This is a genomic window from Mycobacterium marseillense (genome assembly GCF_010731675.1).
Taxonomy (GTDB): Bacteria; Actinomycetota; Actinomycetes; order Mycobacteriales; family Mycobacteriaceae; genus Mycobacterium; species Mycobacterium marseillense.
Map to the genome: position 1 here is coordinate 2,381,434 of NZ_AP022584.1, position 14,862 is coordinate 2,396,295.

The following is a 14,862-nucleotide window of genomic DNA, read 5'->3' on the forward strand; positions in this document are numbered from 1 at the left end:
GCATGTCCGCCGAGACACGAGACTGGGTCCTGCACGTCGACCTCGACCAGTTCCTGGCCTCGGTCGAGCTGCGCCGTCGCCCCGAACTGGCCGGGCGGCCGGTCATCGTCGGTGGCAACGGTGATCCGAACGAACCGCGCAAGGTCGTCACCTGCGCCTCCTATGAGGCCCGCGAATTCGGTGTGCGCGCGGGCATGCCGCTACGCGCGGCCGCTCGCCGCTGCCCCCCGGACTCGGGGGTGACCTTCCTCCCCTCCGACCCGGCCGCCTACGACGCGGCCTCCGGGCAGGTAATGGGCGTGCTACGGGATCTGGGGCATCCGGTGGAGGTGTGGGGCTGGGACGAGGCCTACGTCGCCGTCCACGTCGAGGACCCCAGCGAGGTGGCACAACAGATCCGCAGCGTCATCTCCTCGGAAACCGGGCTGTCCTGTTCGGTCGGCATCAGCGACAACAAGCAGCGCGCCAAGGTCGCCACCGGATTCGCCAAGCCGGACGGCGTTTTCGTGCTCTCCGATGCGAATTGGATGACGCTGATGGCCGACCGTCCGGTCGACGCGCTGTGGGGCGTGGGGCCCAAGACGGCGAAAAAGCTTGCGGATCTTGAGATTACGACGGTGCGGCAACTGGCCCATAGCGACGCCGAGTTGTTGACGGCCACGTTCGGGGCGCGCACCGGGCTGTGGCTGCTCCTGCTGGCCAAGGGCGGCGGTGACAGCCACGTCAGCGCCGAACCGTGGGTGCCGCGCTCGCGCAGCCACGTTGTCACCTTTCCCCGCGACCTCACCGATCGCACCGAGATGAACGCGGCCGTAACGGGTTTGGCCGAACAAGCGCTGGACGACGTGCTGGCCGAGGCGCGCGTGGTGACGCGGGTGGCGGTCACCGTTCGCACCGCAACCTTCTACACCCGCACCAAGATTCGCAAACTCGACGCGCCCACCACTGATCGCGACGCGATCGTCGCCGCGGCCTTGCGCGTCCTGGATTTATTCGAGCTCGACCGGCCGGTCCGCTTGCTCGGAGTGCGGCTGGAGTTGCTCATGCCGGACTGACGGCGCCGGGTTGGGGGGGCCGGGCCGCAGCGCGCGGGTGAAGATCACGTTCACCTGGCGCATCGCGACGCTATAGGGCCACCACGCAAGCCTTTTGAACGCGTAGAGCGCCCGGATGTCGGCCGAGGTGTAGATCAAGTATCGGTTCTTGGCCACCCCGGCCAGAATCTTCTCGGCGGCCTTTTCCGGTGACACCGCGTGGCCGGCGAAGCGCCGTATCCACCGGGCGACGTCGGGATCCTCGCGGTCTACGCCGGCGATCTCCACGGTCCCCACCAGCGGGGTGTTCACCGCGCCGGGCACCACCAGCGACACCCCGATGCGGTGGCGGGCCAAATCGAAGCGCAGCACCTCCGAGACCCCGCGCAAGCCGTACTTGCTGGCGCTGTAGGCGGCGTGCCAGGGCAGGGCGACCAGCCCGGCCGCCGAGGACACGTTGACCAGATGGCCGCCCCGCTTGGCCGCCACCATCGGCGGCACGAACGTCTCGATGACGTGGATCGGGCCCATCAGGTTGATGGCGACCATCTTGCTCCACTGCTCGTGGGTCAGCCGGTCGACGGTGCCCCAGGCCGAGACGCCGGCGATGTTGAGCACCGCGTCCATGGCCGGATGCGCGGCGTGGATGTCGGCGGCGAACGCGGCCACCTGGTCGTAGTCGGCGATATCCAGGGCTCGATACTCGGGGACCTGCGCGCCCAGGGCGCGGGCGTCGGCCACCGTGAGTTCCAGACTCTCCGAGTCGCGGTCGGTCAGGTAGAGCTCGGCACCCTGCGCGGCGAGCCGCAACGCCGTGGCACGGCCGATGCCGCTGGCCGCGCCGGTGACAAAGCACCGCTTTCCCGCGAAATACCGCCCGGATGCCTTCTTCGCCATGGCGGTGACGATACCGCCGGTACCACCCAGACGGCCCTAGGGACGGCCCGCCCACAGCGCGTGCAGCCACAACTGCTCGAGCACGCGCACCCGCCGGTCACGATCGCTGTCGGATCCGGTGAGGACCGGGTCGCCCGTCAACACCAGCGCCGTGGTACCGGTCAGCGTGCGGATCAGCGTCGGAAGATCGTCGCTGATCGGCCGGGCGGTCCCGGCCTTCATCTCGGCCTCGACGATGGCGACGATCTGCGCGAGCACCACCTCGAACTGCTGGTCGAGCAGCTCGCGGATCTCGACGTCGGTGTGGCGGGCCTCGTTGCAGGCGGTCACCACCGGATCGTTGTGCTCGTAGACGGCGGCGGCGCTGCCGACCATCCGCTTGGCGAACTCCTCCGGCGACTCGCCCGCCTGGCGCGGCGCGAAGTACTGCGTGAGTTCTTCGAGCTCCTCGGTGGCCTCCGCCATCAGCTGCGCCAGCACCGCGTACTTGGAGTCGAAATAGAAGTAGAAGCCGGAACGGGCGACCCCGGCCCGCAGGCTGATGGTGCTGACCGACAGCTCGGCGAACGGCTTTTCCTGCAGCAGTTCGCGTACGGCCTCCACGATGGCCTGGCGTTGCTTGTCGCCACGCCGACGCGCGCCCGGCTCCGGATTGGCGGGGTGGCTGGTCACTCCCTGACCTTGCACCACGCCGAGCAAAAAGCAAACTTGACAGCCGTCAAGTTTTTCAGCAAAGGTTAGGAATCAGTGACCGCTGTCACCCCGAGGGCACGCAAAGGAGCGTCTAATGACCGCCACCATCAGCACTCCGCACTACCTGCTGGATCAGGCGCGGCGCCGATTCACCCCGACGCTGAACACCATCCCGGGCATGGGGGCGATCGAAAAGCGTCTGCTCGCCCACGAGTGGGACACGAAAGTCCTGGCGGAACCGCCCGCCGGCAGCGACCTGAAACCGGTGATGGGCGACGCCGGGCTCCCGATCCTCGGCCACATCATCGAACTGTTCCGCGGCGGCCCGGACTACGCGTTGTACCTCTACCGAAACAAGGGCCCGCTGATCTACCTGGATTCGCCGATCATGCCGGCGGTCACGGCGCTGGGCCCCGACGCCACCCAGGCCGTGTTCTCCAACCGCAACAAGGACTTCTCCCAGAAGGGCTGGCACCCGGTGATCGGGCCGTTCTTCAACCGTGGGCTGATGATGCTCGACTTCGACGAGCACATGTACCACCGGCGCATCATGCAGGAGGCGTTCACCCGTAGCCGCCTGACCGGCTATGTCGAGCACATCGACCGCGTGGCGACCGACATCGTCGCCGGCTGGCCGACCAACGACGCGCGATTCCTGTTCCACCCGGCGATGAAGGAGCTCACCCTCGACATCGCGTCCCTGGTGTTCATGGGCCACGAGCCGGGGTCCGACCACGACCTCGTCACCAAGGTGAACCAGGCGTTCACCACCACCACCCGGGCCGGCGGCGCGATCATCCGGCAGCCGATTCCGCCGTTCAAATGGTGGCGCGGGCTGCGCGCCCGCCAGCTGCTCGAGGACTACTTCAACGAGCGGGTCAAGGAGCGCCGCAACGCCACCGGCAACGACATGCTCACGGTGCTGTGCCACACCGAGGACGACGACGGCAACAGCTTCACCGACGAGGACATCGTCAACCACATGATCTTCTTGATGATGGCCGCGCACGACACCTCCACGTCGACGACCACCACGATGGTCTACAACATGGCCGCCAACCCGGAGTGGCAGGAGCGGGCGCGCGAGGAGTCGGCCCGCCTCGGCGACGGACCGCTCGACATCGAGTCGCTGGAGAAGCTGGAAACGCTCGAACTGATCATGAACGAATCGCTGCGCATGGTGACGCCGTTGCCGTTCAACATGCGGATGGCGGTGCGCGATACCGAGCTGTTGGGCCATTACATCCCGGCCGGCACCAACATCACCATCTGGCCCGGTATGAACCACCGACTGCCCGAATTATGGACGGAGCCAGACAAATTCGACCCCGACCGGTTCGCCGAACCACGCTCGGAGCACAAGAATCACCGCTACGCCTTCGCGCCGTTCGGCGGTGGCGCGCACAAGTGCATCGGCATGGTGTTCGGTCAGCTGGAGGTCAAGACCGTGGTGCACCGGCTGTTGCGCCGCTACCGCATCGAACTGGCGCGGCCGGGCTACCAGCCGCGTTGGGACTACGGCGGCATGCCGATTCCGATGGACGGCATGCCGATCGTCCTGCGCCCGATCTGAGCTTCCGCGGCGGCGTGTCACCGTCACCGCCGTCGCGGTAGAGACCGAGTTTCATTTGCGCTACCAGCGACGCTAGCGCAAATGAAACTCACTCTCCGTTGCTGCGCGGCACCCGCGGCATCACTCGACCACGAGCAGCCGGTTGGCGCAGGCGATGACCGCGCGCAGCGCCGACTGCGTCGGATCGTCCGACCAACCCATCGCCCACTCGAAGCGGGCACCGTCGCTGCCGTGGATGAAAGTGGCTGTGCCGGTTGGCGATTGCATTTGATGGAATTTCACGATTTCGACGGTGATCCCGCGCTGATGCAGCATCGCGGTCAGGGCTGCGATCGGGCCGCCAGCGACCACGGTCGCGGTGCCGATGCGGTCGCCCAGGGCGATCACGGCCTGGAAGTTGCGTGCCTGCGGGCCCGGTCGCATGGCATCCGTGCACTCCCATTGCCCTAGCCGCAGCGGCCCGGTGCTGTGCCCGTAAGTCGCGACGAAGGTCCCCCAGGACATGCCGTCGGCCTGCTCCCGCAGCCCGCGGGGCAACGAGACGCCGAAACTTTCGCCGAACCACACGGTGGCGGGGTCGAGATGTTGCAGCTGATTGCGCTCGGGAAAAGTCATGGTGCCGGTCTTCTCTGGTCAGTTGGAGCGACCGACGGCAGTAGCTTCCGACCCACAGCGGGGGGTCGGCCAGAATCAGACCCCGCTGCGGGTGCTAGCTACTACGAAACGCGCGAGAAGACGCATGGGCGTTGACATTAGCCCCCTGCGCGCCGCGCCCGCAACCCGATTGATCGTACAAACGGACCGTACAAAAAAATATAGAAAATAATACGAAAGGTTTGGTTTAGGGGCGGTTGACAGGGGGTAAGAAGTCGGGGTAACAGTCAATTAGACGGCTGTTGAACTACCCCCTCACCTGAAAGGCACGATCATGAAGTCAATGCCAACTCGGAACACCCTCAAAGCTGTTGCAGCGGCCGTCGGGCTGGCCGCGGCTTTGCTTGGACTGACGGGATGCGCGCCGACCACTAGCACGACTGGCTGCGGCGGAGTCATTGACTGCGTGCTCTGACGGATCACGTTAGGTAACCCGCTGGGACCGCCGCGTGAGGCGGTTCTCAAACGGGTGCGCCTGCAATATTCGTCCACCGGATAAACGAGTCGAATCGACACGGCGTTCCGCGCAGTCTAATCGTCGCAATGTGACGTATTAATGGCGTGTATCGTTTCGCTGTGCGTTGATCACTGCCGGTTCAAAGTGTCATTATCGCGAACTCCTCAGTTGGCGTTGCTTAGTCAACAGCCTTGTAGCAGAGGGTGATTCGTTTGAGCATACTTTTTCGAGCCGACTACCAGAAAATGGCCTTGAGGACTTTACGTGTGTTTAATAAACGTTATAACATCCGTGTTGTAGCGGATTTCACGCGCGGGGCCGATGCCTCCGGATGAAAGGTGTTGTTATGAATCCAATCAGGACAAAAAATGCCATTAAAGCCGCCGTAGCTGCCGTGGGATTTGCAGTCGTGCTCTTCGCGCCGACCGGATGTTTGGCGACCACGGCCACCACGGCGCCCGCCGACAGCGGCTGTGGCCTTCTGGGACTGGGTTGCGTCCTGTAACCGAAGACCAACAGCGACCCGCCGGATCCCCTTGCCGGCGGGTCGCTTGTTACCCCGCCGGACCGACCGCTGGCTCGAAGCGCAGATACGCCTGGATCGTCGTACCGGTGCGGGTGGTATGCGTGCGCACCAAGTCCGAAATGGCGTTGACCAGGTATAGGCCGCGGCTCGCGGGGCCGCACGGACCCGGGTCGAGGCGGCCCACCAGCGGGTCGTCGAGCTGTCCGGTGTCGCGTGCCTCGCACACCAGGTGCCCGTCGTCTTTCCAGAAGGCCAAGCGGCAGGCACCGCCGGCGTACATCAAGCTGTTGGTGGCCAATTCGGTGGCGACCAGCTGCAGATCCTCGATACTTTCCTGGGAGAGTCCCATCCATCCCGCGTAGTCGACGGCGAACGACCGTGCGGGCCGAAGATCCGCCGACTTCCTGACCATGTAGGTGACGGCGCCAGGGCTTGCGGCCAACGGTTGGTTGCAACGGTGCAGGACTTCATTCGGCGCATAGTCCGGACTGCGCTGCAGCACACCGCGTTTCCACAGCAGCGGGTGCGTCGCTCGCGCATCCGTCAGGACCTCGTCGTCGATCGCGCTCGCGTCGTAGAGGCACAGGCTTGTTGCCGGGTAGCCGTCCATCGCCGTGTTGACCAGCGCTTCGTGCTCGATGCAGGCGACGAACTCCTCGTCGGTGCGGCCGGGCCACGCGAGCTGGCTGACGATGCGCACCCGGCGATTCGGGTGCTCGTCGATGAACGCCCCCTCCATCGCCATGAACCGGCTCGGGTTCCGCGCCGCCAAGGTGACGTCCGTCGTGTACACATCGGCGGGCAACGCCTCGCCGACGTACAACTCGTCTATCAACAGGGCAAGCGTCTCGGGCGGCACGGCAAGTAGCACCGCCTCGCCCGACGCCAAACCGTCGCCGACAAAGCGGCCCACCAAGTCCAAAAACTCCTGCTGAGAGTGATAAATCAGTGCGGAGTGGACGAAACCGTATTGTCTGGTTTCGGTATCCGCCGTCACTTCAGCGCTCTCGCTTTCGATCACTTACGCCAACCCCCTGCTGGATCGGCTATCGCCTTTCCCCCCTTCCAGTACCCAAGACGGGCCTTCGCTATGCGGCGCAACAGATCACATTTGGATGCACGTGCGCGGGGGGCGACATCGAGGGCGCAGCTACAGCCACCAGGAGGAAGCGGCATCGAGGTGACGGCGCAGGCGATAGTAGGCGACACTCTCGTCGGCGGCCTCGATCGCCTCGACGATGCGCAGGTGAGCGTGGTGCACCGCCAGCACGTCCGACCAGATCGGGAGCGCCTGTCCGGTGCTCGACCAGTGCCGGTGGAACAACTCGAAGATGATCCGGAGGAACAGATCCAGCAGCGCGTTGCCGGCAAGCTGTGCCAACCCGGCGTGGAAGTCGAACTCCTCCGCGATGGCCTGCCGCACGTCGTCAGGCGTCTGCTGCGCGCTGTCCGGCGCACCCGACCGGTGTCCGGCGAGGAATGCCGCCACCTCGGGCTCGCCGAGGCGCTTGACGACCTTGGCGACGTTGTCGATCTCGATCGCGTCGCGCACGCACCGTAGGTCTTCGCGGCTTGGGTCGCGGTACTGCAGGTACAACGCGATCGTGTCGATGCTGGCCTGGGCCGCGGGCTGGGCGATGACGAGTCCACCCCCGGGACCGCGGCGCATGTGGGCAATCGAGTGGTATTCGAGCAGGCGCACCGCCTCGCGGAACACCGCGCGGCTCACCTTGTAGCGCTCCAGGAGGGCCGGCTCGGTGCCGAAGACCGACCCGACCCGCCAGCCGCTGGCGGCGATGTCGTCACCGATGGTCACGGCCAGCATTTCGGCCAGCTTGCCCCGGGGGGCCTCGGAATCGAGGCGGCGCGGCCGCGTGCGCCCGCGGACCTTGTCGCCGGCATGATGCTGTTGCAGCCAGCCCGTCACCGCCTCGACGTGTCGCTCGGACAGCGTCTTGGCGCGCGCCGAATCGCCGGCGGTGACGGCGGCGACGATCTTGGAGTGGTGGGCGTGCAGGTGGTCGACGGCCTCGATGGCCTCGGTCGCCGAGTCGGTTCGCGACGCCAGGGCGTAGCGGGTGGTGAGCCTCATCAGCACGTCGATAAACAGTTGCAGCACCGGGTTTTTCGATTGCTCGGCCAGCGCGATGTGGAACTCGTCGCGCGGCGCCGGTAGGCCCGGCTGCCACTGCTCCTCGGCGTGCAACACCGACCGCAGCCGCGCGATGCCGGTTTCGTCGATGCGCTCGGCGGCGAGCGAGGCCGCCAACGGCTCGAGCACCAGCCGGGCGTTGAGCAGATCGCCCAGTGTGGTGCCCAGGTACTCCAGATAGATGACGACGGCGCGGGTGGCGGGCCCGGCGTCGGGCTCACAGATGTACAGGCCGCCGCCCCGGCCGCGGCGCATCCGGGCGACCTGGTGGTGCTCGACGAGGCGAACCGCCTCGCGAAGCACCGATCGGCTCACGCCGAAGCGCTGTTGCAGGGAGAGTTCGGATCCCAGCGATTCACCGACGGCCCAACCGCGGCGGACGATGTCCGCCTCGATGTCGCGCGCGAGGATCGACGCCAGTTTGTCCGGGTGGCCGGCCTTGGTGTGCTCACTCATCTGAGCTCAATTACTCTGTGGCTCAACAGGTGAGCAGCATGCACCCCGCGACGGGCCCGCCGCCGACGGAAACGACGCCGACCTGCGGGCGCTGGGCGACCTGCCGCTCCCCCGCGTCGCCGCGCAACTGCAGGCACCCTTCGTGCAACGCCCAGTAGCCGTGCATGCGCCCCGCCGAAAGCTGGCCGCCGTAGGTGTTCAGCGGCAGCGTGCCGTCGCGGGCGATCCGCGCGCCGCCTTCGACGAAGGGCCCGGCCTCGCCGTCCCCACAGACCCCGAGGGCTTCCAGCCATGCGAGCGTGAGATAGGTGAATCCGTCGTACAACTGGGCGAGCTCGAGATCGGCCGGCCGCAACTCGGTCCGCGACCACATCTGCGCCGCGGCATCCGACATCGCCATTTTCGGGTAGTCGTCGCGGTGAAACCAGCCACCGGCGCCGTCCGACCCACCGATCGCCTCCACTTTCACCGCGCGGTGCGGACAGTCGGCGGCGTAGTCGGCATGGGAGACCACCACCGCGATCGAGCCGTCGATCGGGACGTCGCAGTCCAGCAGCCCCAGCGGGGTGGATACCAGCCGCGCGCCCAGGTAGTCGTCCATCGTCATCGGATCCCGGTACACCGCACGGGGATTCAGCGCGGCGTTGCGCCTGCCGTTGAGGGCTATCCAGCCCAGCTGTTCTTTGGTGGTCCCGTACAGCTCCATGTGGCGACGGCAGTTGAGCGCCAGCCAGTTGGCGGCCGAATAGGCCTGTGCCGCAACCAGATCGTTGACGTCATCCATGGCGCCGACGGCGGGCTTCGGCTCGCCCTCGGGTGTCTCGAACATCCGCGCCAGCGGAGGGGCAGGTGCGTTCTCTTCCTGCTTGACCGGGACGGTGCCGCCGAGCATTTGGATCGTCCGATACACCACCACGTGCCGGGCGCGGCGTTCGGCGACCGCGCGGCAGGCCGACATCACCGGCGACAGCAGGCCGCCGGTTCCGAACCCGGACCCGCAGTCTGCGGCGTCGATGCGCAGCTGGGCGTTGACATCTTCGGCGGGTGTGTCGCCCAGCGTGGCGATGCCGTCGATGTCGGTGGCGGTCAATCCGGCGTCCTCGATGGCCGCGCGCACCGCCTCCATGGTCAGCTCCACGCCCGGAATGCCGGTACGACGGCCGATCCGTGAGATCCCGATGCCGGACAAGATCGCGTCTTTTTCGAAATGCGCCATGTACACCGCCCGTCAGACCACACCGTCGCCGCGTCGAATCAATTGAGTGTACTGTATTCGTCGTGTCAGACGGGGCGCTGCTCATCGAGTACTGCGACGACTGCGCGCGCTGGGTGCATCCGGCGAGCGGCGAATGCCGCGAGTGCGGGGGCTCGCTGGTCGCGCGCGAGGTGTCCGGGCGCGGCACGGTGTTCACCTACACGGTCAACCACCACCCGTACAACCCGGAGATCCCTACCCCCTACGTCATCGCCATCGTCGAACTCGACGAACAGAGTGGCCTTCGGGTGGCGGCCAATATCGTTGACTGCGAACCTGAGTCGGTGACCTGCGGGATGCCGGTCGCACTCCGGCCGGAGCGGGGCGGCGCCGGTGCGCCGCAGTTCGCGCCGGCCTGATCGGCGCCAGCAGGGACAGTCAGTTGATCAGCGGGTCGCGCGGCATGCCGAGGATCCGCTCGGCGATCTGATTGCGGGTCACCTCCGAGGTACCGCCGGCGATCGCCATGCCGCGGGCTCCCATCATCAGCCGGCCGGCCAGGGCGCCGGGCCCGTCGAGCAGCGCGACCTCGGGACCCAGCAGCGCCGCCATGATCGCGGCGCCCTCCACCATGTGCTCGGCCAGCTTCAGCTTGGTGACGTTGCCCTCGGGCCCGGGGCCCGCTCCCTCGACGCTGCGCGCGGCGCGCCGCAGGTTCAGCAGCCGCAGTGCGGTCTCTCCGGCCAGATATGTCCCGACCCGAACGTGCCCGCCCGCCAACCGATCCGGTCGTTCCTGGGTCAGCTGCACCAGCTGCGCGGCCAGCCCCTCGTAGAACGACCCGCTGCCGCCGATGCTGACCCGCTCGTTGCCCAGCGTGGCGCGGGCGACCGTCCAGCCGGAGTTGGGCTCGCCGACGACGTCCTCGTCGGGCACGAACAGGTCGTTGAAGAAGACCTCGTTGAAGTCCGAGCCACCGGTGATCTGCCGCAGGGGCCGCACCTCGACCTCGGGCGCATTCATGTCGACGATCACCGTGGTGATGCCGGCGTGTTTGGGCGCGTCGGGGTCGGTGCGCACGGTGGCCAGCCCGCGGGCGCAGTAATGCGCACCGCTGGTCCACACCTTCTGGCCGTTGATCTTCCAGCCGCCGTCGACTCGGGTGGCCCGCGTCTTGATGGACGCCGCATCCGAGCCGGCGTCGGGCTCGGAGAACAGCTGGCACCAGATCTCGTCTTTGCGCAGCGCCTTCTCGACGAATCGTTCGATCTGCCAAGGCGTTCCGTGCTGGATGAGGGTCAGGATCACCCAACCGGTGATCCCGTAGTCGGGCCGCTTGATGCCCGCGGCGCGGAACTCCTCCTCGATCACCAGCTGCGCGACGGCATCGGCCGCGCGTCCCCATGGCTTGGGCCAGTGCGGCATCACGTAGCCGGTCTCGATCAGCTTGTCGCGCTGGGCGTCCTTGTCCAGGGCGGCGATCTCGGCGGCGTCGGCGCGGACGCCGGCGCGGAGTTCTTCGGCTTCGGGCGGCAGGTCGAGGCTGTTCTCGCGGACGGCGCCGGCGGCGGTGCGCTCGAAGACGTCGGCCGCCGGTGTGTCGCCACCGAACAGTGCCGTGGTCACCACCGCACGCCGCAGGTGCAGGTGCGCGTCGTGTTCCCAGGTGAAGCCGATGCCGCCGTGCACCTGGATGTTGAGTTCGGCGTTGCGGACGTAGGCCGGGAATGCCAGTGCCGCCGCCACGGCGGCGATCAGGCGGAACTGCGCTTCATCCGCCGAGGTGTCCTCTCCCGCCGCTCGGGCGGCGTCCCACACGGCGGCGATCCCGGACTCCGCACCCACCAGCATGTTCGCGCAGTGGTGCTTGACCGCTTGGAAGGTGGCGATGGTGCGCCCGAACTGCTGGCGCACCTTGGCGTAATCGACGGCCGCATCGACGCAGTCCGACGCCCCGCCCACCGCCTCGGCGGCCAGCAGGGTCCGGGCGCGCGCCAGTGCCGATTCCCGCGCCCCCGACAGGATGTCGTCGTCGGACACCCGCACGTCCTTCAGGCGTACCCGCCCGGATCGCCGTGTCGGATCGAAGTTTTCCGGCACCTCGACCGAAACGCCCTCGCGGTCGCGCTCGAGCACGAGCACGTCGTCGCCGGCCGCGATGAGCAGCAGCTCGGCAAGCCCGGCGCCCAAGACGATTCCGGCCTCACCGTTCGCGACGCCGTTGTCGATCCGCAGCTGGCCGTCCAGGCCGATCCCCGCGGTGACCGTTCCGTCGATCAGACCGGGCAGCAGCCGTGACTTCTGTTCGGCCGCGCCGTCTTTGGCGATGACTGCGGAGGCGATCACCGTCGGTACGAACGGTCCCGGCGCCACCGCGCGACCGAGTTCTTCGATCACCACCACCAGTTCGGGCAGCCCGAAGCCGGAGCCGCCGTACTCTTCGTCGACGTGCAGGCCGAGCCAGCCCAGCTCGACCACGTTCTGCCAGAAGCCGGGCCGGGGCTCGTCGGAGGCATCGAGCAGCGATCGCGCCGCCCAGCGCGCCTTCTGCGCGGTCAAAAACCCGCGAGCCACCTCAGCGAGTTCACGATGGTCGTCGGTTATTGCGATACCCATGAGGGCCCTCCTCGCGCGCCGCATGCCAGCCGGGTGATTGCCCCGCTCCCCCTCACACCGCTGCACGGTCCGCGGAGCTGAAGCTGGGTTGCCTGCCCCGCTTCGAGGGGAAGCGGGGCGGCTGGCTAAAGAGTGTACTTAATGCGGGGAGGGCCCCAACGGGGGGCGTCTACTTGGGCGCGAACCGCTGCCCGGCGTCCAGGCGCAGGCATTGGCCGTTGAGCATCGGGTTGTCCACGATGGCGGCCGCCAGCTTGGCGTACTCCTCGGGACGGCCCAGGCGCTTGGGGAAGGCGGCGTCCTTGGTCAGCGCCGCCGCGAACTCGTCCGGGATGCCCTGGGTCAGGCCCGTCGCGAAGAGGCTCGGGGCGATCCCCAACACCCTGATGCCCACCGAGCCCAGGTCGCGGGCCATGGTCAGGCACATGCCGGCGATGCCCGCCTTGGCGGCGGTGTAGGCGACCTGACCGATCTGGCCCTCGAAGGCCGCGATCGACGCGGTGTTGATGATGACGCCGCGCTCCCCGGTGTCGGGGTCTTCGGGCTCGTTCTTCGCCATGTGGGCGGCGGCCAGCCGGCTAATGTTGAAGGTGGCGATGAGGTTGAGGTCGATCACCGATTGGAAGGATTCGAGGTCGTGGGGGCCGGACTTGGTCAGGGTCCGCTTGGCGATACCGCCACCGGCGGTGGTGATCACGACGTGCAGCCCGCCGAGCTTGTCGACCGCGGACTGCAAGGTCTCCTCGGTGCCGGCGAAGTCGGTGACGTCGACGGGGTAGAAGGTACCGCCGATGCCCTCGGCCACCGTCTTACCGTCGGAGCCTTCGCGGTCGAGCACGGCGACATCCGCGCCGCGTTCGTGCAGCAGCTCGGCGCTGGCCCGACCCATTCCCGACGCGCCGCCGATGACGACGACCTTCTTCCCGTTGATCTCCATCCGGACCTCCCATTTGTAGGCTTGTCAGAATCCATGCAATCTGTAACGTTACGTAGGCACGCTAGCGTGTCCGCTCCGGACGCTTGTCACCGAGCCATGCCAAGCTGGCAACCGTGCTCCTCCTCGACGTGGCAACGGCGTCCACCGACGTCGGAAGCACGTCGTCGCGGCTGAGGAAAATCGCCCACATCGCCGACCTGCTGGCCCGGGCCGCACCCGATTCCGCCCAGGTCACGATCGTCGTGTCCTGGCTGTCCGGCGAGTTGCGGCAACGCCAGATCGGCGTCGGTTGGGCGGCGTTGCGTTCGCGCCCGCCGCCGGCCTCCGACGCCACGCTGACCGTCGGCGGCGTCGACGCCACCTTCTCCGAGATCGGCGCCGTGTCGGGCAAAGGCGCCCAGGCCCGCCGCGCCGCGCTCCTGGCCGCGTTGTTCGCCGCCGCCACCGATACCGAGCAGACATTTCTGCTGCGGCTGCTCAGCGGCGAACTGCGCCAAGGCGCGTTGGCCGGAATCATGGCCGACGCGGTGGCCAAGGCCGCCGGGATTCCCGCCGCCGCGGTGCAGCGCGCCGCGATGCTGGGCGGCGACCTGCCCGCGGTCGCGGCCGCCGCCCTGTCCGGTCCCTTGCCCGGCTCCGCGGCGGCCCTGGACGCCTTCACCCTGCGGGTCGGCCGTCCGGTCGGCCCCATGCTGGCGCAGACCGCCACCAGCGTGGCCGACGCGATCGAACGCCACGGCGGGCAGGCGATCTTCGAAGCCAAGCTGGACGGGGCGCGCGTGCAGATCCACCGCGCCGGCGACGAGGTCACCGTCTACACCCGAAGCCTCGACGATGTCACCGCCCGGCTGCCCGAGGTGGTGGAGGCGACGCTGGCGTTGCCAGTTGACACCCTCATCGCCGACGGCGAGGCGATCGCGCTGCGCCCGGACAATCGGCCGCAGCGCTTCCAGGTCACCGCCTCCCGGTTCGGCCGCTCGGTCGATGTCGCCGCGGCCGTTGCCGCGCAACCGCTTTCGGTGTTCTTCTTCGACATCCTGCACCGCGACGGCGTCGACCTACTCGACGCGCCGACCACCGACCGGCTGGCCGCCCTGGACGCGCTGGTGCCGTCCGGGCAGCGGGTCGATCGGCTACGCGCCTCCGACCCCGCGGCGGCGGGCGCCTTCCTGGACGCGACGCTGGCCGCCGGCCACGAGGGCGTGATGGCGAAGGCGCCGAATGCGCCGTATCAGGCCGGTCGCCGCGGGGCGGGCTGGCTGAAGGTCAAGCCGGTGCACACCCTGGACCTGGTGGTGCTCGCGGTGGAGTGGGGATCGGGGCGCCGCCGCGGCAAGCTCTCCAATATCCATTTGGGCGCCCGCGAGCCGGACAGCGGCGAATTCCTCATGGTGGGAAAGACTTTCAAGGGCATGACCGACGCCATGCTGGACTGGCAGACCGCCCGGTTCAGCGAACTGGCCATCGGCGGCACGGACGGCTACGTCGTGCGCGTGCGGCCCGAGCAGGTGGTCGAGGTGGCCCTGGACGGCGTGCAGAAGTCGTCGCGCTATCCCGGTGGGCTGGCGCTGCGGTTCGCTCGCGTCGTGCGGTATCGCGACGACAAGAGCCCCGCCGAGGCCGACACCATCGACACCGTGCGCGCGCTGTACTAATCAAGCCTTCTGGGCAG

General features: G+C 67.8%; 12 protein-coding genes. 4 read left to right on the forward strand and 8 right to left on the reverse strand.

Going from position 1 to position 14,862, the window contains the following annotated elements; genetic code table 11:
* Positions 1-2 precede the first annotated feature (2 nt).
* Entirely contained in the window at positions 3-1,055 is a 1,053-nt protein-coding gene (locus G6N26_RS10700; RefSeq protein WP_067175190.1) for a DNA polymerase IV, read from the forward strand.
* Here G6N26_RS10700 and G6N26_RS10705 read toward each other — a convergent pair.
* Positions 990-1,931, reverse strand: a complete 942-nt coding sequence (locus G6N26_RS10705; protein WP_083018888.1) for an SDR family oxidoreductase — start codon at positions 1,929-1,931, stop codon at positions 990-992. The two genes, G6N26_RS10700 and G6N26_RS10705, sit on opposite strands and share 66 nt — an antisense overlap.
* Positions 1,932-1,967: 36 nt before the next feature.
* Positions 1,968-2,603 (reverse strand): TetR/AcrR family transcriptional regulator, encoded by a 636-nt coding sequence (locus G6N26_RS10710; protein WP_067175083.1) that lies wholly within the window; start codon positions 2,601-2,603, stop codon positions 1,968-1,970.
* Between the two features lie 115 nt (positions 2,604-2,718).
* Here G6N26_RS10710 and G6N26_RS10715 point away from each other — a divergent pair, with 115 nt between their 5' ends.
* Positions 2,719-4,197, forward strand: a complete 1,479-nt coding sequence (locus tag G6N26_RS10715) for a cytochrome P450 (protein ID WP_067175082.1) — start codon at positions 2,719-2,721, stop codon at positions 4,195-4,197.
* A 120-nt stretch (positions 4,198-4,317) separates the two neighbouring features.
* On the opposite strand, the gene G6N26_RS10720 is transcribed toward G6N26_RS10715, so the two are convergent.
* The 4 genes from G6N26_RS10720 to G6N26_RS10735 form a co-directional block, all read right to left on the reverse strand.
* Positions 4,318-4,812: a 2-isopropylmalate synthase gene (locus G6N26_RS10720; RefSeq protein ID WP_083018886.1), complete on the reverse strand. Its 495-nt coding sequence runs from the start codon at positions 4,810-4,812 to the stop codon at positions 4,318-4,320.
* A gap of 1,050 nt (positions 4,813-5,862) precedes the next feature.
* Positions 5,863-6,855, reverse strand: coding sequence for a sensor histidine kinase (locus G6N26_RS10725; protein ID WP_083018884.1), 993 nt, complete (start codon positions 6,853-6,855; stop codon positions 5,863-5,865).
* 129 nt (positions 6,856-6,984) lie between these two features.
* Positions 6,985-8,442 (reverse strand): FadR/GntR family transcriptional regulator, encoded by a 1,458-nt coding sequence (locus G6N26_RS10730; protein WP_083018882.1) that lies wholly within the window; start codon positions 8,440-8,442, stop codon positions 6,985-6,987.
* A 22-nt stretch (positions 8,443-8,464) separates the two neighbouring features.
* On the reverse strand, positions 8,465-9,658 hold the full coding sequence (locus G6N26_RS10735) for a thiolase family protein (protein WP_067175188.1): 1,194 nt from the start codon (positions 9,656-9,658) through the stop codon (positions 8,465-8,467).
* A gap of 62 nt (positions 9,659-9,720) precedes the next feature.
* On the opposite strand from G6N26_RS10735, the gene G6N26_RS10740 reads away from it, so the two are divergent.
* Positions 9,721-10,056, forward strand: a complete 336-nt coding sequence (locus tag G6N26_RS10740; RefSeq protein ID WP_083018880.1) for a Zn-ribbon domain-containing OB-fold protein — start codon at positions 9,721-9,723, stop codon at positions 10,054-10,056.
* Between the two features lie 19 nt (positions 10,057-10,075).
* On the opposite strand, the gene G6N26_RS10745 is transcribed toward G6N26_RS10740, so the two are convergent.
* Both G6N26_RS10745 and G6N26_RS10750 read right to left on the reverse strand, forming a co-directional pair.
* The gene (locus G6N26_RS10745; protein ID WP_083018878.1) at positions 10,076-12,253 is read right to left on the reverse strand and encodes an acyl-CoA dehydrogenase; all 2,178 of its coding nucleotides are present in this window, start codon (positions 12,251-12,253) and stop codon (positions 10,076-10,078) included.
* Between the two features lie 169 nt (positions 12,254-12,422).
* The gene (locus tag G6N26_RS10750) at positions 12,423-13,190 is read right to left on the reverse strand and encodes an SDR family NAD(P)-dependent oxidoreductase (RefSeq protein WP_067175062.1); all 768 of its coding nucleotides are present in this window, start codon (positions 13,188-13,190) and stop codon (positions 12,423-12,425) included.
* A gap of 113 nt (positions 13,191-13,303) precedes the next feature.
* Between G6N26_RS10750 and G6N26_RS10755 the strand changes: the two genes are divergently transcribed.
* The gene (locus G6N26_RS10755; protein ID WP_083018876.1) at positions 13,304-14,845 is read left to right on the forward strand and encodes an ATP-dependent DNA ligase; all 1,542 of its coding nucleotides are present in this window, start codon (positions 13,304-13,306) and stop codon (positions 14,843-14,845) included.
* Positions 14,846-14,862 lie beyond the last annotated feature (17 nt).

Excerpts from the sequence above, each read along its gene's own strand:
- G6N26_RS10700 (WP_067175190.1), top strand. The coding sequence starts at position 3 with ATGTCCGCCGAGACACGAGACTGGGTCCTGCACGTCGACCTCGACCAG.
- G6N26_RS10705 (WP_083018888.1), bottom strand. The coding sequence starts at position 1,931 with ATGGCGAAGAAGGCATCCGGGCGGTATTTCGCGGGAAAGCGGTGCTTT.
- G6N26_RS10715 (WP_067175082.1), top strand. The coding sequence starts at position 2,719 with ATGACCGCCACCATCAGCACTCCGCACTACCTGCTGGATCAGGCGCGG.
- G6N26_RS10720 (WP_083018886.1), bottom strand. The coding sequence starts at position 4,812 with ATGACTTTTCCCGAGCGCAATCAGCTGCAACATCTCGACCCCGCCACC.
- G6N26_RS10730 (WP_083018882.1), bottom strand. The coding sequence starts at position 8,442 with ATGAGTGAGCACACCAAGGCCGGCCACCCGGACAAACTGGCGTCGATC.
- G6N26_RS10735 (WP_067175188.1), bottom strand. The coding sequence starts at position 9,658 with ATGGCGCATTTCGAAAAAGACGCGATCTTGTCCGGCATCGGGATCTCA.
- G6N26_RS10745 (WP_083018878.1), bottom strand. The coding sequence starts at position 12,253 with ATGGGTATCGCAATAACCGACGACCATCGTGAACTCGCTGAGGTGGCT.
- G6N26_RS10750 (WP_067175062.1), bottom strand. The coding sequence starts at position 13,190 with ATGGAGATCAACGGGAAGAAGGTCGTCGTCATCGGCGGCGCGTCGGGA.